Here is a 23,286-nt window from a genome sequence, read left to right as displayed (position 1 = left end):
ATTCAAAATAATTATTTATAATTATAAACGATAGTCCTTCAGTAATCAGCACCGCTCGCAGGCAGACGAATTACAGTTTACACTGCAGATGGTGTGATTTTTTTGTTTAAAAGTTAATATAATTAACAATTAAACAATATAAACAATAAGGATGTAAATAGTTTAGAAAAAAATTATATGCGATATAAGGAGAGGAATGCAATGAATCAGTTTCGAAGAATGGTCATTATTAACATTATTACATTAATTGTATTAGTTGGTGGCGGCATTGGCGGTTATTACTATTACAATCAAACGGAAAATTACTTAAAAACAGAAAATGCAAAGGTTGACGGGAAAGTAATCCCAATTGCATCACCAGTAGCTGGTAAATTAACAGACTGGAAAGCTGAAGTAGGAAAAAACTACAATGAGAATGATAAATTAGGTGCTGTCACTGTAGCGGGAGCAAATGGAGAGCAAACAGTAGATGTAACAATTCCGCAAAATGCAACAGTTGTACAATCAAACGCGACGACAAATGCTTTTGTTGGAGCAGGTAGCCCAATTGCTTACGCATTTGATATGAACAATTTATGGGTAACAGCAAACATTGAAGAAACAACTATTGATGATGTTCAAAAAGGTCAAACAGTAGATGTGTATGTAGATGCATACCCAGATACAACGTTAACAGGAAAAGTAGAACAAGTTGGATTAACAACAGCAAATACATTCTCAATGTTACCATCAAGTAACGCAACAGCGAACTATACGAAAGTAAAGCAAGTTGTACCAGTTAAAATTTCTTTAGATCATAGTAAATCATTAAATATTGTTCCTGGAATGAATGTGTCAGTTCGTATTCATAAGTAAGGGGGAGATGAGATGTCCTCAATTGCAATTGTAGGATATGCACTATTTTGTATAATCGTCTTCTTCCTTGTAAATCGTCTTTTACGAAAGAAAAAAACGAACGTGGGAGAAGAACAAGTCCCAGCCGTAAGTAAAATAGAAGTAAGTAAAGCAGAAACAGTGGAAAAAGAACTTGAACAAAAACAAGAAACAGAAGCTTCTAACGTTGTGGAATTAGAAACAGGGAAGCAAGAACAAGTAAAACAGGAAAAAGAAATGCTGAAGAGACAATTGCCGATAGAAAATGTGAATGTAAAAGCAGTTGTAACGGTATTAATTCTTGGTATGTTCATTTCTATTTTAAACCAAACGATTATTAATGTTGCATTGCCTCCATTAATGAACGAATTTAACGTATCAACTTCAACGGCCCAATGGTTAATTACAGGCTTCATGCTTGTAAACGGAATTTTAGTACCAATTAGTGCCTTTTTAGTTTCACGATTTACGTATCGTAAATTATTCGTAGCCGCAATGTTATTCTTTACGGTAGGATCTATCATTTGTGCTACATCAGGTAACTTTACAATGATGATGACGGGCCGCATTATTCAAGCGGTCGGTGCAGGTATTTTAATGCCAGTTGGTATGAATATCTTCATGACATTATTCCCGCCTCATAAACGCGGAGCAGCGATGGGATTACTAGGGGTAGCGATGATTTTAGCACCAGCTATCGGACCAACTATAACAGGTTGGGTGATTGAAAATTATAGCTGGAATTTAATGTTCTACGGTATGTTTGTGATCGGTTTAATTATTACGTTCTTATCTTTAAAATTCTTCACACTAGCACAGCCGGTGTCTAAAACAAAGTTAGATGTATTTGGTGTTATTAGTTCAAGTATTGGACTAGGAAGCTTATTGTACGGATTTAGTGAAGCTGGAAATAATGGCTGGACTAGTGCAGAAGTTATTATAACACTGATCATCGGTGTCATTGGTTTAGCGGTATTTATTTGGAGAGAGTTAACAACGGACAATAAAATGCTTGATTTACAAGTGTTTAAATATCCAACGTTCACTTTCACATTAGTAATTAACGCAATCGTAACGATGGCATTATTTGGAGGTATGTTATTACTTCCGGTATATCTGCAAAATATTCGTGGCTTTACGCCGATGGAATCTGGTCTACTACTTCTTCCGGGATCATTAATTATGGGGATTATGGGACCAGTTGCAGGTAAACTATTTGATAAGTATGGTATTCGTCCGTTAGCAATTGTCGGATTAGCCATTACAACATTTGCGACATATAAATTTACAACGTTATCGATGGATACACCGTATATCGTTATTATGACGGATTATATTATACGTTCAATTGGTATGTCATTCATTATGATGCCAATTATGACAGCTGGTATGAACGCACTACCGATGAAATTAATTTCTCACGGTACAGCAACGCAAAATACGTCAAGACAAGTAGCTGGTTCAATTGGAACAGCGATTTTAATCACACTTATGACGCAACAAACTACTGCTCACGTAGCAGATTACGGCAATATGTTAACAACATCAAATCCAATTTTAGTTGATAAAGTACACGGCATGGGCCAAAGTTTAGCGGCCTTAGCTGGATCAGCACAAGCAGGAGACGCGATGAGTACGCAACTATTATTTGGGCAAATTTCAAAGCTATCTGCAATTAACGGTATTAATGATGCCTTCTTAATTGCAACAATATTAGCAGGGATTGCTTGGGTGTTATCATTCTTCTTACCATCAGGCAATAAACGAAATAGAAAAGCAGGGAATTAATTTCCCTGCTTTTTTGTTTTTTAAAGAGTTTGAAGTTGTGATAAAAGAATAAAGAGAGGTATCGTGATGATACCTCTCTTTAATTCAAGAATGCCAACATATTATTCATAATATGAAATAACATAGCTGGAATAATGGATTTTGTTTTTTTACATAAAATAGCCATTAATAATCCCATGAAGAAAGTAATTACCATCACTCCGAGTGAGTATGTGTGTGCGATACCGAAGAAGAAACTTGTTAAGACAGCTGCAATCCAAAATGGAAAACGCTCTGATAAGAAGCGAAGTATGAAGCCGCGGAAAATGAGCTCTTCAAAAATAGGTGTGAGTATTGCAAAGCCAATAAGTAGTAATGTTTGATATTGATTAAAAACTTCTAAGTTTAGTGCAGAAGATTGTTGCTTTGTTGCGTCTTGGAATACATAATTTAGCATGACGAAGTTAAGAAGAATATTTAATGCGAAAAACAGGAGCAAGTATATATATGTACGCCATTCTTTGAGTGCCCTAAAGTTAAATGCTTCTATTAGTAGTCTTTTTGCCGGTTCGTATTTGAAAATGAAGAACAATAAAATCCCTAGTTGCAATGCGATACTTGTCGTATTTGCAATAGAATCATATAAGGCTATTTGCTTTTTATTTGTGAGACCAGTTGTATAAATCATTAAAGGTAATGCTAGAAATAAAGTGATAAGCCCGGTTCCAAAAAAAGCAAATAAGACAGAACTAATAAATTGCCCCCATGACATGGAGTGTTTCTGTTCATATGGAAGTTGTGTAGCGGATTGCATGTATAAAATCACCTCTTTTACATTCTTATATACAATTATACGGTATTATTATTTATAATGTTATGCTCAAATATTACATACAAAGTTAGAAATTTAAAAATCGCACTTCTTGTTACAGGATTAGTAAAAATAATAAAAGAGGTATCACCCTATAGTGATGCCTCTTTCTCATTGATAACTATGTTCAGTTTTGTTATTCGATTGCTCGATTTGTAATTCACGCTCTACCAATCGATCTAACTGCTGAATTGCTTTTAGTGCTTTTTCATAAGAAATCGTTCGGTAATGATGCGCTCCGCCCGGTTCTTCATCTGCTTCATCCGCCCATTTAATAATGTTTTGCAGTGGAGTTCTCTCAAGTGTTTGTTCTACTAAGAAAGAATCAGTATGCAATAGAATTGCAACAGAAATTTCTTTTGCTAGTTTCGGATGTTCTCCTAATCTAATAAGCAATTTATGAGCTCTTTCTGCGCCTTTAATAGCATGTATATCATTCTTTTTATATAAGTCATAGTCCCATTCGCCGCCTGTGTACCACGTATGGTGTCCGATATCATGAAGGAAACCGGCTTTTGTTGCAGCATCGACTGAGGCGTGATGCTTTTTAGCTAAGTGAAACGCATGGTAAGCGACAGCAATCGCGTGGACCATCCCAGAACGGTTTACGTATTTTTGTGTAATATGGTGTTTAAAAACTTGTTCAAGCGTAATACGGTGCATAAAACATTCACTCCCTTTATCCCGCTTTAACGGGCAGTAAGATTCCTACTTCAAAATTCGGCGAATACGAGGAAGTTAGGTGGGGAATCAACTGCCCGTAAAAGCCCGATTGGTTCAACTAATAATTAGTGGGGATGAACACCCCTCCCCACTAATTAAAGTTTCACTTTATCTAATGGTGTATATGAAGAAAATCGATCGGTTTAAATGTATTTTGAACATTGTACTCCATCAATCAGCGTTAGTAAAGTAGAAATGTTTAGGAAAAGAAAAATTTTGTGGGCATAAAAAAATCACCTTAGTTTTTTCTAAGGTGATTTTTTATTGTTTATTTTTTTAATCCTTGCTCCAATGTTTCTAACATTTCGTGTTTTTCGTTTTCATCAGCATTTTTCCAAATGACTTCGAATAAAACGCCAAGACCTGGAAGCATTTTTTCTTCGCCACTTTGAATTGCATCAACAATTGTTTCTTGTAATTGGTCTTGTGAATTTCCAGATACATTCGCTAATACAGCGCCGCGTAAATTAAAACTCATCACTTTCACCTCTTTTTCAGAATTGAAACTGACGTTAGTTTTTGTTCTTTTTTATGTAAATATGTATGAAAAATAGGCTATAATGATAAGACAAGAAGAGAGGGAAATACATATTATGAAAAACATTGATTCAGTACAAAATCCGCGTGTGAAGCAGTGGAAAAAGCTGCAAACGAAAAAAGAACGCGATAAAAAAGGTTTATTTTTTGTAGAAGGATTTCATTTAGTAGAGGAAGCTTTAAAAGCAGGAGTTGTAACAGAGCTTATCGTTTCAGATCAGACAGACCTTCCGAAGGATTGGACGGTTAATGATGTGGAAATGTATATCATTCCAGAAGCAATTGTGAAAGTACTTCGTGAAACAGAAACGACGCAAGGTGTATTTGCTGTTTGTGAGAAACACGAAAAAGAAGTAGCTCTTACTGATGGGAAATTCCTTTTATTAGATGGCCTTCAAGACCCAGGTAATTTAGGAACGATTATTCGTACAGCTGATGCAGCTGGTATTCATGCCGTGGTGCTTGGAGAAGGTTGTGTTGATGTTTACAATAGTAAAGTACTCCGCTCTACACAAGGTTCTATTTTCCACTTACCAATTGTAAAAGGAAACTTAGAAGAATGGGTAGACAAGTTAAAAGAAAATAACGTCCCTGTATATGGAACAGCTCTTGAAAATGGAGTTCCTTACGGGGAAGTAACACCTGCCGGAAGTTTTGCATTAATTGTAGGAAATGAAGGAAGTGGCGTACGCCAAGAAATTCTTGCGAAAACAGATCAAAACTTGTATATTCCGATTTACGGCGGGGCAGAATCATTAAATGTTGCAGTTGCAGCAGGGATTTTAACGTATTATTTACAAAGCCCAGTTGCGAACAAATAAAAAACTTCTTATAATAAGTTGAAGTACATGTTCATAAAAAAGTGGTGAACTGAGTATCGAACTTTTTTGAACATACAATAAAAGTATAATATTGAAAAACGTTGATAGAGAAGAGTAGCTTACAAAATCGCCATATAGGGAGAGAGTGCCGTAGACTGAAAGCATTCTTATGGTAGACGGAAGTGAATTCACCTCTGGAGTTGACGCCAGGACCATGTATATGTAAAGGCGTTCCGGTCAGAATTGATCGTTATAACTAATGAGTGGGCAGACTTGTTCTGTCAATTTAGGGTGGTACCGCGAATTTACCTCGTCCCTTTTTGGGAGCGAGGTTTTTTTATTTTTAAAATTAGGAGGGTTCCAAATGGAAGCACGTTTAAAAGAGCTAAAACAACAAGCGTTAGCGCTTATTGAAGAAGCGAAAGAGCTAAAAGGCTTAAACGACGTACGCGTAGCGTATTTAGGGAAAAAAGGCCCAATCACAGAAGTATTACGTGGTATGGGAAAATTATCAGCAGAAGAGCGTCCACGTATGGGTGCATTAGTCAATGAAGTACGTGAAGCGATTCAAACGCGTCTAGATGACAAAATTGGTAACTTAGAAAAAGCAGTAATTGAAGCAAAATTAGCTACTGAAACAATTGATGTTACACTACCAGGTCGTCCTGTTGAAACAGGTTGCCACCATCCGTTAACAGCTGTTGTAGAACAAATTGAAGATGTATTCATCGGTATGGGTTATGAAGTAGCTGAAGGAACAGAAGTAGAAAAAGACTACTACAACTTCGAGGCGTTAAACTTACCGAAAGATCACCCAGCGCGTGATATGCAAGATACATTCTACATTACAGAAGAAACGTTACTACGTACACATACATCTTCTGTACAAGCGCGTACGATGGAAAACAATAAAGAAAAAGGCCCAATCAAAATTATTTGTCCTGGTAAAGTGTATCGCCGCGATGACGATGATGCGACACATTCACATCAGTTCATGCAAATTGAAGGTCTTGTAATTGACAAAAACATTCGCATGAGTGACTTAAAAGGTACACTGCAAGTATTCGTGAAAAAGATGTTCGGTGAAGACCGTGAAATCCGTCTTCGTCCAAGTTTCTTCCCATTCACAGAGCCATCTGTAGAGATGGATATTTCTTGTATGATGTGTCACGGCAAAGGTTGCGGCACTTGTAAAGGAACTGGCTGGATTGAAATTTTAGGAGCAGGTATGGTTCACCCGAACGTACTTGAAATGGCTGGTTATGATTCAAAAGAATATCAAGGTTTCGCATTCGGTATGGGCGCAGAGCGTATCGCAATGTTGAAATACGGCGTTGATGACATTCGTCATTTCTATACAAATGATGTACGTTTCTTACAACAATTCAAACGAGCGTAAGGGAAGGAGAGGATAAATATGTTCGTATCATATCGTTGGTTACAAGAGTATGTAGATATTAAAGATGTAACAGCACAAGAACTAGCAGACAAAATCACGAAAAGTGGTATTGAAGTAGAAGGTGTTGAAGTATTAAATAAAGGTGTAAAAGGTGTTGTAGTTGGTCACGTATTAGAATGTGAAAAACACCCAGAAGCTGATAAATTAAGCAAATGCTTAATCGATATCGGTGAAGAAGAGCCAGTTCAAATTATTTGTGGAGCTGCTAACATTGCAAAAGGTTTAAAAGTACCAGTTGCAAAAGTTGGTGCTGTACTTCCTGGTAACTTCAAAATTAAAAAAGCAAAACTACGTGGTGAAGCTTCTCACGGTATGGTTTGTGCTCTTCAAGAGCTTGGTATTGATGGGAAATTAGTTTCGAAAGAATACGCAGATGGTATCTTCATCTTCCCAAGTGACGCTGAAGTTGGTGCAGATGCACTTGAAATTCTAAACTTACATGATGAAGTACTTGAGCTTGGATTAACACCAAACCGTGCAGATTGCTTAAACATGTTAGGTGTTGCATATGAAGTAGCTGCTATTTACGGTCGTGAAGTGAAACTTCCAGCTATCAACTTACAAGAAACAGCAGAAAAAACTTCGGATTACATTTCTGTAAGCGTAGAAGCGAAAGAAGAGAATCCATTATACATTGCAAAAATGGTGAAGAACGTAAAGATTGGTCCATCACCAATATGGATGCAAACGCGCCTTATGGCAGCTGGCATTCGTCCAATTAGCAATGTAGTTGATATTACAAACTACATTTTAATGGAATACGGTCAACCGTTACATGCATTCGATTACGATAAATTAGGTTCAAAAGAAATCGTTGTTCGTCTAGCGACAGAAGGCGAAAAAATTCAAACGTTAGATGATCAAGAACGTGCATTACAAAGCCATCACCTTGTAATTACAAACGGCACAAAAGCTTTAGCAGTTGCTGGTGTAATGGGCGGAGCTGATTCTGAAGTTACAAATGACACAGTAAACGTTCTAATTGAGTCTGCATACTTTGCAGGTCAAACAGTGCGCCGTACATCAAAAGACTTAGGTCTTCGCAGTGAATCAAGCGCACGCTTCGAAAAAGGAATCGACCCAACACGTACATTTGAAGCAATTCAACACGCAGCTGCTTTAATGGCGAAATACGCTGGCGGTGAAGCACTTGAAGGTGTAGTAGAAGCTGATAACTTACAAGTAGAAGAGCGTACAGTATCCGTTACTGCTGAAAAAGTAAACCGTGTATTAGGTACAAATATTTCTGCGAGTGAAATGGGTATAATGTTCACAAACTTAAAATTCCCATTCACAGAAGTAGAAGGAACATTCCATGTAAATGTACCAGCACGTCGTCCTGATATTACAATTTCAGAAGACTTAGTAGAAGAAGTGGGCCGTCTATACGGTTATGACCACATTCCAGTTACACTACCTTCTGGAACGATGACGCGTGGTAAATTAACAGCAGCGCAAACGAAACGTCGTAAAGTACGTCGCTTCCTAGAAGGTGCTGGTTTATATGAAGCAATTACGTATTCATTAACAAGCGCTGACAAAGCGAAACAATACATGGTTGAGCCAAACGAAAAAGCACCTGTAAACCTTGCGCTTCCAATGAGCGAAGAGCGCAGCCAACTTCGTTTAAGCTTAGTGCCACAATTGTTAGAAGCAGTTTCATACAATGTTGCTCGTAAAAACGACAGCGTCGCTTTATACGAAGTAGGTTCTATCTTCTTACCAACAGAAGCAGGAGAACTTCCGAAAGAAGAACAACATCTTGCAGGTGTTATGACAGGTCTTGCTCTTCACCATGCATGGCAAGGTGAGAAGAAAGTAGTAGACTTCTTCGTTGTGAAAGGTGTACTAGAAGGATTATTCGACGTACTAGGCGTTGCAAACCAAATCACTTATGTACCAGCAAAACGTGAAGGTATGCACCCAGGCCGCACAGCTGACATCGTATTAGATGGTGAAGTAATTGGTTTTATCGGTCAATTGCACCCAGAAGCAGAAAAACAATTAGATGTGAAAAATACATTCGTATTCGAATTATCTCTTGCAAAAGTATTCGGCGCAGACGTTGAAGAAACTTACTACTCAGCAATCCCACGTTTCCCATCTATGACACGTGACATGGCTGTTGTAGTAACAAAAGAAACAAAAGCTGGTGAAATGAAGCAAGTCATTGCTGAAGCTGGCGGAGAACTTCTGAAAGACGTAACACTATTCGACTTATACGAAGGCGAGAAAATGGAAGAAGGCAAGAAATCACTTGCATTCTCTATGAACTACTTCGATGCAGAACGTACATTAACAGATGAAGAAGTAACAGAAGCACATAACCGTGTATTAACAGCGGTAGAAGAGAAATTTGGTGCGGAGTTACGTAAGTAATAAAAAATTGCCGGATTTAATTCCGGCAATTTTTTTTATGAAATGATTGTTAAAAGGTGTCGGTAAGTCGATATATTATAAAAATTGCTGATATATTTTCTGGCGTCTTGCATCTTTCTCCCGAATGTAGTACATTAATTTTAGTTTAACAAAATGAAAGACGATGATAAGGAAAAGTAGTATATACTATAATCCAAAGCGAGTCAGGGGCGGTGAGAGCCTGATGAGGCGGTATATGTGAAGAACACCTTGGAGTTGCTAACCGAAATTGAATCTTGTATTCAAGAGTAGACTTAGACGGGAATCCGGCCTGTTACAAACCGGGAAGTATGTATTACATACGAGTTAAAGTTGGTCTTTATGACAAATTGGGTGGTACCGCGAAGTTTAACCTTTCGTCCCTTTATGGATGAAAGGTTTTTTTGTATTTAAATATATGAGCAAAGGAGAATTTCACTATGGAAAACACATTAGTAAAAAGTCTGTATAGAGATACAGAAAAGTATGCAGATCAAACAGTACAAGTATCAGGGTGGATTCGTAACTTACGTGATTCAAAAGCATTTGGTTTCATCGAATTAAACGACGGTAGCTTCTTCAAAAGCGTTCAAATCGTTTTCGATACAGAATTAGAGAACTTCAAAGAAATTGCAAAACTTCCACTTAGCTCTTCAGTTAAAGTAGAAGGTAAAGTAATTGCAACGCCTGGAGCGAAGCAACCATTTGAAATTAAAGCAGAAAAAATTGATATTGAGGGCTTATCAGATTCTGATTACCCACTTCAAAAGAAGCGTCATACGTTTGAATACTTACGTACAATCGCTCACTTACGTCCAAGAACAAATGCATTCTCTGCAACGTTCCGCGTACGTTCTATTGCAGCATTTGCGATTCACCAGTTCTTCCAAGAGCGTGGATTCGTACATGTTCACACACCAATCATCACTGGTAGTGATACAGAAGGTGCGGGCGAAATGTTCCGCGTAACAACGCAAGATTTAAACAACGTTCCAAAAGGTGAAGACGGACAAGTTGACGAATCAAAAGACTTCTTCGGTAAAGAAACAAACTTAACAGTAAGTGGACAGCTGAACGCTGAAGCTTATGCATTAGCATTCCGTGATGTATACACATTCGGACCTACATTCCGTGCAGAAAACTCAAACACAACTCGCCACGCGGCTGAGTTCTGGATGGTTGAGCCTGAGATTGCATTTGCTGAATTGGGCGACGTAATGAACCTTACAGAAGATATGCTGAAATATGCAATGAAATACGTACTAGAACATGCACCAGAAGAAATGGAATTCTTCAACAGCTTCGTTGACAAAACAGTTCTAGAGCGCATGAACAACGTAATTAACTCTGACTTCGGTCGTATCACTTATACAGAAGCAATTAAAGTGCTTCAAGAGTCAGGCGCTGACTTCAAATACCCAGTAGAATGGGGTATTGACTTACAAACAGAGCACGAAAGATACTTATCAGAAGAAATCTTCAAACGCCCTGTATTCGTAACTGACTATCCAAAAGACATTAAAGCATTCTACATGCGCTTAAATGAAGACGGTGAAACAGTAGCTGCTACTGACCTTCTAGTTCCTGGCATCGGCGAATTAATCGGCGGAAGCCAACGTGAAGAAAGAATGGACGTTTTAGTAGACAGAATTAAAGAACTAGGTATGAACGAAGAGGACTACTGGTGGTACTTAGAACTTAGAAAATACGGCGGTACAAAACACGCTGGATTCGGTCTAGGTTTCGAGCGCTTCCTAATGTACATCACTGGCATGGCTAATATCCGTGACGTAATTCCATTCCCAAGAACTCCAGGTTCTTCTGAATTCTAAAATGTGAAAAAAGCGAGAGGATTTCCTCTCGCTTTTTATTTTGCATAGTTTACTACCCCTTAGCAAAAAGTAACGCGAAGGGGTGAATATAAATGGGTAAAAAAGTGAAAACAGATCATTCAAGATCAGTCCTAGGTTCTCCAGAGGTGGAAGGACAAGGAACAACTACGCATGAAACCGGTTCTCATAAAGTATCTTCATCTAATAAGAAGCAGAAACGAAGCTAACATAAAAAAAAGGAGGGTCTTGGCGGCTCTCCTTTTTTTTATGTATTACATCTTGTTATTTATCTTTTGTCTAATCGATCTAAGTAGTAATACAAGACGTTATGATTATTTCTAATCCATCTGAATCTACCAGTGCATCTACTGCTCCTATGCGTATAACAATTGGAATTATCGTAGCATTGTTCTTTTTAGGAATCGCGTTATTATGGATTATCCCATTTCTAAAAAGAAATTGGCGTAACTGTATGGAGAAGGGGTTGCCAAAAATCATATATCAATCATAAAAGGCGAAAAGAATTCAATTCTTTTCGCCTTGTTTAGTTCATAAAAATCCTGTCGATACTAAAAGTAGTTATTTTTTCAATAAGCGAAACGCCTTCTCTGTATTAGCAAAATGCAGCTTCACAAACTCAGGTAATCTTTCTTTACCAAGCTTTTGAATTAATTTAGCAGCGGCAATATCAACTTGTTTACCAGCACCTTTTGGAAGCGGCATACCGGCTTTTTTACTTAGTTCGTCAAACTGTTTTACGAATGAGTAACGAGCTAAAATGGAGGCAGCGGCTACTGCTAAATGGACGCTTTCACCTTTTGTAGCGAAATAAACATTTTCACGCTGTACCTGTTTTTGTTTTGCTAAATATTTGTAGTATGTATCAGGTTGTGTGAATTGATCGATTAAGATACCTTCTGGTTTTGTAGGTGCCATTTTCGCTAATAAGTTTGTAATAGCTTTATTGTGTAGTAAAGCTTTTAGTTTCCCTTGGTTGTTTCCTTTATCAAACAGCTCGTTATATTTTTCGTTATGAAGGACAAGAGAGCTGTAAGGAACAACGTGAAGAAGTTGTTTTGCAATCGCAGTAATTTGAGCATCGTTTAAGTTTTTTGAGTCTTTTACACCAAGTTCTTTTAAAAGTGGAATTTGCTTGGCATCCACATATACAGCAACTACTGTCATCGGCCCGAAATAATCACCAGTACCTACTTCGTCTGATCCTAGAATAGACATTGTGCCGATGGAAGCGGGCGGAGCATAACGATGCGAATCGACCGATTTTTTTACAGCTGTTTTCGGTGTTTGAGAGACAGTTTGCCAACGAGAAGCTTCTGCTTGAGCACGGCCTCCTTGGAACATTACTTTTCCAGATTTATACGCTGTAATCGTGCAAGATGGCACCTTTGCCATAAAGATACCGCCTTGCGGAATTTTCGGGCTTAGCGCTTGTTTATATTGTTGTTTCATGTCTTCAATTACTGTAGAACTTGTTTGTATTACGATAGAATTTGACAAGATGGTCGCTCCTTTTTTTATATTGTTATTTTTATCATATCGGATTGTTCTTTCTGTTTCCATATTATGATGGTTCATGGTATTATAAACTTTAGGATTCTGTACGTGATTGGAGGCCGGTGAGTTGTCACAACAAAAGGGAAATAAAAGTCGAATTAATGTAGAAATATATGGCCAACAGTATTCAGTTGTTGGCGATGAAAGTACAAGTCATATCCGCATGGTAGCAGCGATTGTGGATGATAAAATGCGCGAACTCAATGCCAAGAATCCTTCGCTTGATACGAGTAGACTAGCGGTATTGACGGCGGTAAACGTCATACACGATTACATAAAATTAAAAGAAGAACATGAGAAATTGAAAGAAAGTATGACAAAAAAAGGAATGGAATAACATGATTGATATTATTATCATTTTACTGCTTGTTATGGGATTTTTCCTTGGCTTACGCAGAGGGTTTATTCTGCAACTTGTAAAGTTAACAAGCTTTATTATCGCATACCTTGTTGCATACTGGTACTGTAAAGATTTAGCGCCAGCACTTGCGAAATTTATTCCGTATCCATTTGATAAAAATGTATCTGTTCCAGAATGGATTGATGCAAATAATATTGAGACAGTATTTTATCAAGCACTTGCGTTTATCTTATTATTTATTATTACAAAAATCGCACTTTCATTGCTTGGTAATTTGTTAAACATGTTTGCAGAAATACCGGTGTTAAAGCAAGTGAATGCGTTTGCGGGGGCAATCCTCGGATTTTTAGAAGTGTATATTATTTTGTTTGTCTTAATTATCGTTGGAAACATTCTTCCGATTGAACAAGTACAAGCACCATTACAAAAATCAACAATTAGCAAAATAATTGTAGACGATACACCGATTCTTTCTGAAAAGGTGAAGGAACTATGGCAGACAGGTAGCAGAGTATAACTTCTCTTTTTTCAGAAAGAGAAGTTTTTTTCTATGAAAGAAAGGCGGGGTAATGATGAAAGTAAATAAAAAACAAGTTATTAAATTACTAGAGACAATCGGCCTGTTTATGGAACTAAAGGGCACGAATCCATTTAAAATATCTGCATTTCGTAAAGCGGCAGCAGCATTAGAAAGTGATGATCGTAGCCTTTCTGAAATTGAAGATTTCACAAAAATTCCTGGTATTGGAAAAGGAACGGCAGCGGTTATTCAAGAATATATAGAGTCGGGAACATCCGAAGTATTACAAGAGCTTGAAAAAGAAGTACCAAGTAGCTTATTGCCGTTATTAAAACTACCAGGCCTTGGTGGTAAGAAGGTAGCTAAGTTATATAAAGAACTTGGTGTTGTTGATATGGACTCGCTAAAAGCTGTTTGTGAGGAAAATAAAGTACAAGCTTTAGCAGGTTTCGGCAAGAAAACAGAAGAGAAAATATTAGAAGCAATTGATCAAGTAGGATCTCGTCCAGAGCGTCTACCAATTGCGATGGTATTGCCTATTGCCGGGGAAATAGAGGAGAAATTGTCGAACATTGCTGAAGTGATTCGTTTCTCTCGCGCTGGTAGCTTACGCCGCGTTCGTGAGACAGTGAAGGATTTAGACTTTATTATTGCAACGACAGAACCAGCAGCAGTACGTGAGCATTTATTACATTTCGATAATATGATTGAAGTAATCGCGAGTGGTGATACGAAAGTTTCTGTTCGTCTTCAATACGAATACGATATTTCAATCGATTTCCGCTTAGTAAAACCAGAAGAGTTTATTACAACGCTTCACCATTTCACAGGATCAAAAGACCATAACGTAAAAATGCGTCAAATTGCAAAAGATAAAGGCGAGAAAATTAGTGAGTACGGTGTAGAAAACTTAGAAACAGGTGAAGTGAAGACATTTGAAACAGAAGAGGAGTTCTTTGCTCATTTCGGTCTTCCATTTATCCCGCCAGAAGTACGTGAAGATGGAAAAGAAATTGAATTAATTAAAGAGTATCCAAACTTAATTCAGTTCTCTGACATACAAGGTGATTTACATATGCATACAACGTGGAGTGATGGTGCTTTTTCTATTGAAGAAATGGTACAAGCATGCCGTGCCCGTGGATATAAGTTTATGGCGATTACGGACCATTCACAATACTTAAAAGTAGCGAACGGTTTAACGAAAGAGCGTCTTCGCGAACAAGCGAAAGAAATTGAGCGCATGAATGAAAAATATCCAGACATTACAATTTTACGCGGAATTGAAATGGATATTTTACCAGATGCCTCGCTTGATTTTGATGACGAAGTATTAGCAGAACTAGATTATGTCATTGGAGCTATTCACTCTAGCTTCTCGCAAGACCGTGAAACGATTATGAAACGCCTTCGCAATGCACTTGAAAATAAGAATGTCACGATGATTGCTCATCCGACAGGACGTCTTCTTGGACGCCGCGAGGGTTATGATGTAGATACAGATTTACTAATCGAACTTGCGAAAGAAACAAATACAGTTCTAGAATTAAACGCAAATCCGAACCGTTTAGATTTAAGCGCGAAATTATTAAAGCAAGCACAAGACGCTGGTGTAAAAGTAGCGATTAATACGGATGCTCATACACTTGAAATGTTAGAGGATATGGAAACAGGTGTAGCAGCAGCGCGTAAAGGTTGGATTCAAAAAGATAACGTGATTAACACATGGGATATTGAACGTTTATTAGACTATATTAAACGTAATAAGTAACACAAGGGGGACCTGCAACATGTTAGAAAGAACGTTGCGTGTATTAGAATACAATAAAGTAAAAGAACAATTACTTGAACATACAGCATCTTCACTTGGTCGTGATAAAGTGAAGAATTTAGTGCCGAGCACTGACTTTGAAGAAATTGTAGAAATGCAAGATACAACGGATGAAGCAGCGAAAGTCATTCGTTTAAAAGGTAGTGCACCATTAGGTGGTATTACGGATATTCGCTCAAATGTGAAGCGTGCAAAGATCGGAAGTATGTTAAGCCCAAATGAACTACTTGATATTGCTAATACGATGTACGGTAGTCGCAATATGAAACGTTTCATCGAAGATATGGTTGATAATGGTGTGGAACTTCCGATTTTAGAAAGACATGTCGCTCAAATTGTATCTTTATATGACTTAGAAAAGAAAATTACAAATTGTATCGGTGATGGCGGTGAAGTAGTCGATAGCGCAAGTGATAAACTGCGTGGTATTCGTACTCAAATTCGTACTGCGGAAAGCCGTATTCGTGAAAAGTTAGAAAACATGACGCGTTCTTCAAACGCGCAAAAAATGTTATCAGACGCGATTGTAACGATTCGTAACGAACGTTACGTAATCCCAGTAAAACAAGAATACCGCGGCGTATATGGCGGTATTGTTCACGATCAATCTGCTTCTGGACAAACGTTATTTATTGAACCACAAGTAATTGTAGAATTAAATAACGCACTTCAAGAAGCACGTGTGAAAGAAAAACAAGAAATCGAACGCATCTTATTGATGTTAACAGAAGAAGTGGCAGTGGAAGCGGATATCGTTTTATCGAACGTAGAAGTAGTGGCAAATCTTGATTTCATTTTTGCGAAAGCTTTTTATGCGAAGCGAATTAAAGCAACGAAGCCAATCGTAAATAACGAACGCTACATGGATTTAAGACAAGCACGCCATCCGCTTATTGATCCGGAAATTATTGTGCCGAATAACATTATGCTCGGTAAAGATTTCACGACGATTGTTATTACAGGACCGAATACAGGTGGTAAAACAGTTACACTGAAAACAGTTGGTATTTGTGTATTAATGGCGCAGTCTGGTCTTCACATTCCAGTAATGGACGAATCAGAGATTTGTGTATTCAAACATATCTTTGCTGATATTGGTGACGAGCAGTCGATTGAACAAAGTTTAAGTACGTTCTCCTCACATATGGTGAACATTGTTGATATTTTAGAAAAAGCTGATTTTGAAAGCTTAGTTTTATTTGATGAATTAGGTGCTGGAACCGACCCACAAGAAGGGGCTGCACTAGCAATTTCAATTTTAGATGAAGTGTGTAACCGCGGTGCTCGCGTTGTTGCTACGACACATTATCCGGAATTAAAAGCATACGGATATAACCGTGAGCAAGTTATTAATGCGAGTGTGGAGTTTGATGTGAACACGTTAAGCCCAACGTATAAATTACTAATCGGTGTACCAGGACGTAGTAACGCCTTTGAAATTTCGAAGCGCCTTGGATTATCTGATCGCGTTATTGACCAAGCACGTAACCACATTAGTACAGATACGAATAAAATTGAAAATATGATTGCGAAGTTAGAAGAAAGTCAAAAGAACGCAGAGCGTGACTGGAACGAAGCAGAGGCGCTTCGTAAGCAATCTGAAAAACTGCATCGCGAATTACAGCGTCAAATTGTTGAATTTAACGAAGATCGTGATGAACGATTATTAAAAGCGCAAAAAGAAGGGGAAGAAAAAGTCGAAGCTGCAAAGAAAGAAGCAGAAGGCATTATTCAAGAACTGCGTCAATTGCGTAAAGCACAGCTTGTAAATGTGAAAGACCATGAGCTTATTGAAGCGAAGAGCCGTCTAGAAGGCGCGGCGCCAGAGCTTGTGAAGAAACAAAAAGTGAACGTGAAAAATACTGCGCCGAAACAACAATTACGCGCAGGTGATGAAGTAAAAGTATTAACGTTCGGTCAAAAAGGTCAACTACTTGAAAAAATAAGTGATACAGAGTGGAGCGTACAAATTGGTATTCTGAAGATGAAAGTGAAAGAATCCAATATGGAATACATTAATACACCGAAGCAAACAGAGAAAAAAGCGGTCGCAAGTGTGAAGGGTAGAGATTACCACGTTTCATTAGAACTTGATCTTCGTGGTGAACGCTTTGAAAATGCAATGGTGCGCGTTGAGAAATATTTAGACGATGCACAACTTGCAAGCTATCCACGTGTATCAATTATTCATGGTAAAGGAACAGGAGCACTTCGCCAAGGTGTACAAGATTACTTGAAGAAGCACCGCGGTGTAAAAACATTCCGTTACGGTGACATGGGCGAGGGAGGCCTAGGCGTAACAGTTGTCGAATTAAAATAGCAAACAACGAAACAAAAGGGGCAACCATTATATGTTTATGGACAAACTTGCAAAAGTATTGTTAGCTTGTTGTGGAATATTTTTGGTGATTGGGGTTATTTATTTAGTTGTTTTTGCGAAGTAAAGGAGCGTCAATCGTGGCATAATGATATTGCCATAGATTGACGCTTTTAATATATATGAAAAGGAATAAGCTATGAAAATCAACCAATACATAAGCGAAGCAAAATCCTGCTCAAGACGCGAAACAGACCGCCTTATTAAAGCGGGACGCGTGACTATTAACGGTGAAATATGTACGCACGGTGCACTCGTGAGCGATGGTGATGTTGTAACGATTGATGGACAGGTTATTGCAAAAGAAGAGAAAGAAAAGGTGTATATCGCCTTTCATAAGCCGGTCGGAATTACTTGTACAGCAGCTGAAAATATTGAAGGAAACATCATTGATTATATCAATTACCCAGAGCGAATCTTTCCTGTTGGACGGTTAGATAAAGCGTCGGAAGGACTTATTCTATTAACGAATGATGGTGCGATTGCCAATCAAATTTTACACGGTGATCATGAGCACGAGAAAGAATATGTTGTCACTGTCGATAAGCCTTTTACAGATTGGTTTATTGATGAGATGTCCAGCGGTGTAAAGATTAAAGATGGTATGACGAAGCCATGTAAAGTGACGAGAGTTGATCAGTCAACATTTCGCATCGTTTTAACGCAAGGGATGAACAGGCAAATTCGTAGAATGAGCCGTGCTTTCGGGTTTACTGTAATAAAGCTAAAGCGAGTGCGCATTATGAATATAGAGCTAAATGGACTAGAACCTGGAAAATGGCGAAGCATTACAGCAGAAGAATTAAACATATTAACAGGGCAGTTATAAGGGGGGAAGTTTTCTCCCTATATTTTTTTGTCAGAAAAAATAAAACTATTGATTTTTTTGAAAATAGCCCATATAATAAAAAAAAACAAGTTTCGACAAAATATTTTATAAAAGTAATGATGAGGACATGAGTTGTTTTCTACGATTCTCAGAGAGGGAAGCCTTAGGCTGTGAGCTTCCTAATACGAAAAGACAAGCTTACCACCTCTAAACTTCAAGAGTGAACTGCATGCATGATGCATTGTAATTCTTGACGGATAAAACCGTTATTAATTTACACGAGCTATAAAATGAGCTTATTTTGTTATAAATTCATTTTATTAGAATAAGGGTGGAACCACGATTTCAACACTCGTCCCTTTGTTAGGGACGGGTGTTTTTTGCGTTCTTTTATAGGGAAGTATGCTTGAAAGGGAACATGTGACGGATTTGAATTCAGAATATTTTGTGATTATTTTTTTTAGGAGGTTAGTAGAAATGAAATCATCTTTAAAGTTTTCTGAGATGTTTGCAATAAGTTTAATGTTATTTGCACTATTTTTCGGTGCAGGTAATATGATTTTCCCACCAGCGTTAGGACAAGGTGCTGGAACAGATGTATGGATCGCGTTGTTTGGTTTTATCGTAACAGGCGTTGGATTGCCTTTATTAGGAGTAATTGTTATAGCCTTGAAGGGAGATATTAACGAGCTGGCGGGACGTGTACATCCTGTATTCGCTCTTGTTTTTATCACTGTAATTTATTTATGTTTAGGCGTATTCGTAAGTGTGCCACGTACAGGAACGGTTGCTTATGAAATGAGTGTTGCACCGTTTTTACCAAGTGAGATAGCTGGTCAATCATATCCACTTGTTATCTTTACATTTATTTTCTTTGCGGTAACTTTCTATTTAGCTTTAAACCCATCGAAATTAGTGGGCCGCATTGGTAAAGTGTTAACGCCCATTTTATTAGCTGTTATTGCAATTATTGTAGTGAAAGCACTTATTACACCAATGGGAGAGTTTGGTGCACCGACAGAAGCGTATAGTGCTCCGCTCTTTAAAGGTTTTATTGACGGATATTTAACTTTAGATGGACTTGCAGCACTTGTTTTCGGAAATGTTGTCATTAATGCTTTAAAAGCAAAAGGTGTTACAAATAAGAACAGCATTGCGAAAGTAACAATCTTTGCAGGATTTATTGCAGCACTTGGTTTATTACTTGTGTATGTAGCGCTTGCTTACCTTGGAGCTTCTAGTGTATCACTTGGAATGGGTGCGAACGGAGGAATTATTTTAACAAACGTTGTGAATCATTTGTTTGGAAGTTACGGAACATTATTACTAGGCATTGCAATTACAGCAGCATGTTTAACAACTTCTGTAGGTATTGTTGCAGCTTGTGGAGAATATTTCTCTTCTTTGTTACCGAAGCTTTCATATCAAAAAGTCGTTTTCATTTTCTGTGTATTAGCATTTATGGTAGCAAATCTTGGTTTAACTCAGTTAAACGCATTAGCATTACCAATCTTAATCGCAATTTATCCAATTGGTATTGTGCTTATCGTATTATCACTTGTTGAAAATTACGTTCGTCTTCCATTAGCGATGTATGTAGGAGGTATTGTAGGAGCGTTCGCAATCAGTTTCTTTGATGGATTGCACAATGCAAACCTTCAAATTGCAGCGTTAGCACCTATTTTAGATAAGATACCATTATACAGTGTAGGAATTGGCTGGTTAGTTCCAGGTATGATCGGTATAGGATTCGGTTATATAGTTTCTAAGTTTCAAAAGCATGAAATTGCTGTAGAAAAATAGTGAAAAGAGGCTTTCTATGAAAGGAAGCCTCTTTTTTTGTGGAAAAAGCCATATATGTAGAAATTCAGATATTTAAAATTTTATACGTAATATAGTTGACAAAAAAATTATGAGTAGGCTAAGATTGACTTAGTTGTGGAAATATTGGAAGGAAAGTGAGGAGTGAAAGATACAAGGTTTTCTATAACTATATCATTTTTGTAAATAGAGGTGATAGAACAGGGGAATGAGTACTTTTATTTTTTTTACGTCCTATTGAGAATGATAATCAATAAAATAAATGGGGACGTATCTTAAAATATAACCCGATCTTTATAAGAAATAAGGGGGTTATTATTTTTTAACCGCAAGTGAGAATGATAATCAATAATATCGATGCTGCATAAATGTACAACAATTTAATACTGGTAGAGGATTATTATTTTTTTATCATGAGTTGATAATAATTATCATTTTCAAAAAAAGTAAGGGTAAAAGATAAACAAGGAGGAAGTAAGTCAAATGAGAAAGTTTTCTGTATTATCTGCTTTTATTATCACATTCGTATGCATGCTAGCTTTTCTTGTACTGCCGTACGGACAAGCTTCAGCAAAATTAGCTGACGGTACTTACGATATTAACTATGTAATACAAAAGGCGGAAAATGAATCGGCTTCAATGGCAAATGATTATTTTGAAAAACCAGCTAAGTTAGTTGTGAAAAATGGTGAGATGAGAGTTCAAGTTCCAATGAATCATAGTGCTTGGATTACAGAATTTAAAGCACCTGAGAATGGAAATTTTGTTGATGCAAAAGTAATTAGCAAGGACGAATCGGCTGATAAAAGAACAGTTGAATTTAAAGTTGATGATTTAGCAAAACCGTTAGGGGTAAAAATTCATGTTGTTGTACCGAGTGCAAACTATGACCATCATTACACAATTCGTTTTGCATTTGATGCGAATGTAAAAGCTGTGGGTGGCGATAACGGCGTAGTTGCTACAACAAACAATAATGACCAGGCGAAAACAGATCCACAAGTAAAAGAAGAGAAAACAAAAGTAGAGAACAAAGAAGCAAATAAAGAGACAAAAAAAGAAACCAATGAAAGTGGAAATGCTGAAAAAACGGATAATCCAAAAACAGGCGACGAAGCACGTATCGGATTATTTGCAGTGTTACTTCTTATTTCAGGTGTTTTCTTAATTCGTAAAGTGAAGTTAAGCAAATAAATATTTTGAAAGGTGATGAATATATGTTTAAACAATTTAAAATGATGATTGCTGTATTTGCTGTTTTATTTACGTTTATAGCAACACTAGGCTTACAAGATGTAAAAGCTGCCACAAAACTAGCTGATGGAAAATATAATATTGCTTTTACTGTATGGAAAGGCGATAAAGATGAAGCATCTAGAATGAATAGTTATTTTGAAAGTCCGGCAACATTAATGGTTAAAAATGGTAAACAATATGTTTCATTTAAAGTGAAAGATAGCGCTTCGATTAAGAGTTTACAAGTGGAGAAAGATGGTCAATTCGTAGAAACAACTGTGTTAAGTGAAAATAAAAAAGAGAATACTAGAATTGTAGAATTTGAAGTAGCTGACTTGTCAAAAAAACTAAATGGTAAGGTGAAAATTAATATCCCAATTATTAATTATAATGCTTCATATGATATTCGATTCGTATTTGATGAGAATAGCGTTAAATAATTATAAAAATTTAAAAGGAGCGTCATTTCATTGAACAAGTATCTTAAGATTGTTGTCGCGATGTTTTTAATGATATTTACCTTTGTTACAACGTTACAACCGCTTGCGGCTCAAGCTGCTAGTCAACTAGCTGACGGTGAATATTCAATTGGTTTCAAAGTTCTTAAAGACACATCAGATGAAGAATCTATGATGAATCAATACTCTGTAAGTCCAGGAACTTTAAAAGTGAAGAACGGGAAAATGAAAGTATCCTTTACGTTAGAACATAGTTCATGGATTACAAAATTTGAGACAGAAAAAAATGGCCAGTTTATTGCGACGAATGTAGTTAATGAAGATAAAGAAAAAGATACAAGAGTCGTAGAATTTGATGTGGAAGATATAGGGAAAGTATTAAACGCGAAAGTAAAAGTAGACATTGACTTTTTAAATTATCATCATGACTACGATGTGCGTATTGCCTTTGATCAAAACAGTATTAAACCAGTTCATGTAGAACAGCCAAATGAAAAAGAGGACCCAGCTAATAAGCCAGATCCAAATGAAAAACCTGATCCGAGTCAGAAGCCCGACCAAAAGCCTGACCCAGATCAACAACCAAATTCTAACACAATTACAGATGGTGAGTACAGCATTCCATTTAAAGTGTTAAAAGATCAAACAGATGAAGAATCTAAAATGAATACTTACATGGTAAATCCAGGAGTATTAAAAGTAGAAAATGGTAAGAAAAAAGTAACTGTAACACTAAAAAGTAGCTCATTAATTAAAAATTTCCAAACGGAAAAAGATGGTGCATTTGTTGATGCAAAAGTAGTGAGTGAAGATAAAGAAAAAGATACAAGAGTCGTAGAATTTGAAGTAAACGATTTATCAAAAAAACTAAATACAAAAGTATTTATCGAAATGGCATCAAGAAACTATAAGCAAACGCATGATGTACAACTTTTATTTGAACAAGATCAAATGAAACAAATTAAAAATGAAGAAAAACAACCAGAAGGCGAGAAACA

General features: G+C 37.1%; 20 protein-coding genes and 3 other annotated features. Of the genes, 16 read left to right on the top strand and 4 right to left on the bottom strand.

Annotation, left to right across the window (positions count from 1 at the left end):
- The first annotated feature begins 201 nt into the window (after window positions 1–201).
- Both COI75_RS17485 and COI75_RS17480 read left to right on the top strand, forming a co-directional pair.
- Complete coding sequence (locus tag COI75_RS17485; protein WP_001071422.1) at window positions 202–855, top strand: HlyD family secretion protein; 654 nt, start codon at window positions 202–204, stop codon at window positions 853–855.
- Between the two features lie 12 nt (window positions 856–867).
- Window positions 868–2,661 carry a DHA2 family efflux MFS transporter permease subunit gene (locus tag COI75_RS17480; protein ID WP_000094777.1) on the top strand — a complete coding sequence of 598 codons (1,794 nt, stop codon included), beginning with the start codon at window positions 868–870 and terminating at the stop codon, window positions 2,659–2,661.
- Window positions 2,662–2,740: 79 nt separating this feature from the next.
- Here the strand turns inward: COI75_RS17480 and COI75_RS17475 are convergent, their stop codons facing one another.
- From COI75_RS17475 to sspI, 3 genes are all read right to left on the bottom strand, one after another.
- Entirely contained in the window at window positions 2,741–3,454 is a 714-nt protein-coding gene (locus COI75_RS17475) for a CPBP family intramembrane glutamic endopeptidase (RefSeq protein ID WP_097807504.1), read from the bottom strand.
- Window positions 3,455–3,622: 168 nt separating this feature from the next.
- Window positions 3,623–4,174 carry an HD domain-containing protein gene (locus COI75_RS17470; RefSeq protein ID WP_000554809.1) on the bottom strand — a complete coding sequence of 184 codons (552 nt, stop codon included), beginning with the start codon at window positions 4,172–4,174 and terminating at the stop codon, window positions 3,623–3,625.
- 328 nt (window positions 4,175–4,502) lie between these two features.
- Entirely contained in the window at window positions 4,503–4,712 is a 210-nt protein-coding gene (gene sspI / locus COI75_RS17465) for a small acid-soluble spore protein SspI (RefSeq protein ID WP_000009509.1), read from the bottom strand.
- 82 nt (window positions 4,713–4,794) lie between these two features.
- On the opposite strand from sspI, the gene COI75_RS17460 reads away from it, so the two are divergent.
- The 5 genes from COI75_RS17460 to COI75_RS17440 all read left to right on the top strand — a co-directional run bounded on the left by COI75_RS17460 (window position 4,795) and on the right by COI75_RS17440 (window position 11,507).
- Window positions 4,795–5,592 carry a TrmH family RNA methyltransferase gene (locus COI75_RS17460; protein WP_002095246.1) on the top strand — a complete coding sequence of 266 codons (798 nt, stop codon included), beginning with the start codon at window positions 4,795–4,797 and terminating at the stop codon, window positions 5,590–5,592.
- A gap of 92 nt (window positions 5,593–5,684) precedes the next feature.
- Window positions 5,685–5,913 (top strand) — a binding site (T-box leader).
- Between the two features lie 43 nt (window positions 5,914–5,956).
- Entirely contained in the window at window positions 5,957–6,991 is a 1,035-nt protein-coding gene (pheS, locus tag COI75_RS17455) for a phenylalanine--tRNA ligase subunit alpha (RefSeq protein ID WP_000388228.1), read from the top strand.
- 18 nt (window positions 6,992–7,009) lie between these two features.
- Window positions 7,010–9,430 (top strand): phenylalanine--tRNA ligase subunit beta, encoded by a 2,421-nt coding sequence (pheT, locus tag COI75_RS17450; protein ID WP_000498197.1) that lies wholly within the window; start codon window positions 7,010–7,012, stop codon window positions 9,428–9,430.
- A gap of 154 nt (window positions 9,431–9,584) precedes the next feature.
- Window positions 9,585–9,836 (top strand) — a binding site (T-box leader).
- 52 nt (window positions 9,837–9,888) lie between these two features.
- The gene (gene asnS, locus COI75_RS17445; RefSeq protein WP_000432183.1) at window positions 9,889–11,280 is read left to right on the top strand and encodes an asparagine--tRNA ligase; all 1,392 of its coding nucleotides are present in this window, start codon (window positions 9,889–9,891) and stop codon (window positions 11,278–11,280) included.
- A 92-nt stretch (window positions 11,281–11,372) separates the two neighbouring features.
- Window positions 11,373–11,507: a YuzL family protein gene (locus COI75_RS17440; RefSeq protein WP_000516931.1), complete on the top strand. Its 135-nt coding sequence runs from the start codon at window positions 11,373–11,375 to the stop codon at window positions 11,505–11,507.
- A 352-nt stretch (window positions 11,508–11,859) separates the two neighbouring features.
- On the opposite strand, the gene rnhC is transcribed toward COI75_RS17440, so the two are convergent.
- On the bottom strand, window positions 11,860–12,798 hold the full coding sequence (gene rnhC / locus COI75_RS17435; protein ID WP_000071614.1) for a ribonuclease HIII: 939 nt from the start codon (window positions 12,796–12,798) through the stop codon (window positions 11,860–11,862).
- Between the two features lie 124 nt (window positions 12,799–12,922).
- On the opposite strand from rnhC, the gene zapA reads away from it, so the two are divergent.
- The 9 genes from zapA to COI75_RS17385 form a co-directional block, all read left to right on the top strand.
- Complete coding sequence (gene zapA, locus COI75_RS17430; protein WP_000082703.1) at window positions 12,923–13,192, top strand: cell division protein ZapA; 270 nt, start codon at window positions 12,923–12,925, stop codon at window positions 13,190–13,192.
- A gap of 1 nt (window position 13,193) precedes the next feature.
- A complete protein-coding gene (locus tag COI75_RS17425) occupies window positions 13,194–13,733 on the top strand; it encodes a CvpA family protein (protein WP_000565416.1) in 540 nt (179 codons plus the stop codon).
- Between the two features lie 55 nt (window positions 13,734–13,788).
- Window positions 13,789–15,507 (top strand): DNA polymerase/3'-5' exonuclease PolX, encoded by a 1,719-nt coding sequence (polX, locus tag COI75_RS17420; protein ID WP_000867563.1) that lies wholly within the window; start codon window positions 13,789–13,791, stop codon window positions 15,505–15,507.
- 19 nt (window positions 15,508–15,526) lie between these two features.
- Entirely contained in the window at window positions 15,527–17,887 is a 2,361-nt protein-coding gene (locus tag COI75_RS17415) for an endonuclease MutS2 (protein WP_000893746.1), read from the top strand.
- Between the two features lie 196 nt (window positions 17,888–18,083).
- The gene (locus tag COI75_RS17405; RefSeq protein WP_000700753.1) at window positions 18,084–18,773 is read left to right on the top strand and encodes a 23S rRNA pseudouridine(2604) synthase RluF; all 690 of its coding nucleotides are present in this window, start codon (window positions 18,084–18,086) and stop codon (window positions 18,771–18,773) included.
- 107 nt (window positions 18,774–18,880) lie between these two features.
- Window positions 18,881–19,136: a binding site (T-box leader), on the top strand.
- 114 nt (window positions 19,137–19,250) lie between these two features.
- Window positions 19,251–20,576, top strand: a complete 1,326-nt coding sequence (gene brnQ6, locus COI75_RS17400) for a branched-chain amino acid transport system II carrier protein BrnQ6 (protein ID WP_000842664.1) — start codon at window positions 19,251–19,253, stop codon at window positions 20,574–20,576.
- Between the two features lie 501 nt (window positions 20,577–21,077).
- Window positions 21,078–21,788, top strand: coding sequence for a heme uptake protein IsdC (gene isdC, locus COI75_RS17395; protein ID WP_001225046.1), 711 nt, complete (start codon window positions 21,078–21,080; stop codon window positions 21,786–21,788).
- 23 nt (window positions 21,789–21,811) lie between these two features.
- Complete coding sequence (locus COI75_RS17390; protein ID WP_000476177.1) at window positions 21,812–22,270, top strand: NEAT domain-containing protein; 459 nt, start codon at window positions 21,812–21,814, stop codon at window positions 22,268–22,270.
- Window positions 22,271–22,300: 30 nt separating this feature from the next.
- Window positions 22,301–23,286, top strand: a 986-nt coding sequence (locus tag COI75_RS17385) for an NEAT domain-containing protein (RefSeq protein ID WP_176535598.1), incomplete at its 3' end; no start/stop codon positions are given.

The organism is Bacillus cereus (assembly GCF_002564555.1).
GTDB lineage: Bacteria > Bacillota > Bacilli > Bacillales > Bacillaceae_G > Bacillus_A > Bacillus_A cereus_K.
Note: the sequence above shows the minus strand (reverse complement) of the source record. Positions and strands in the feature narration are given on the sequence as shown.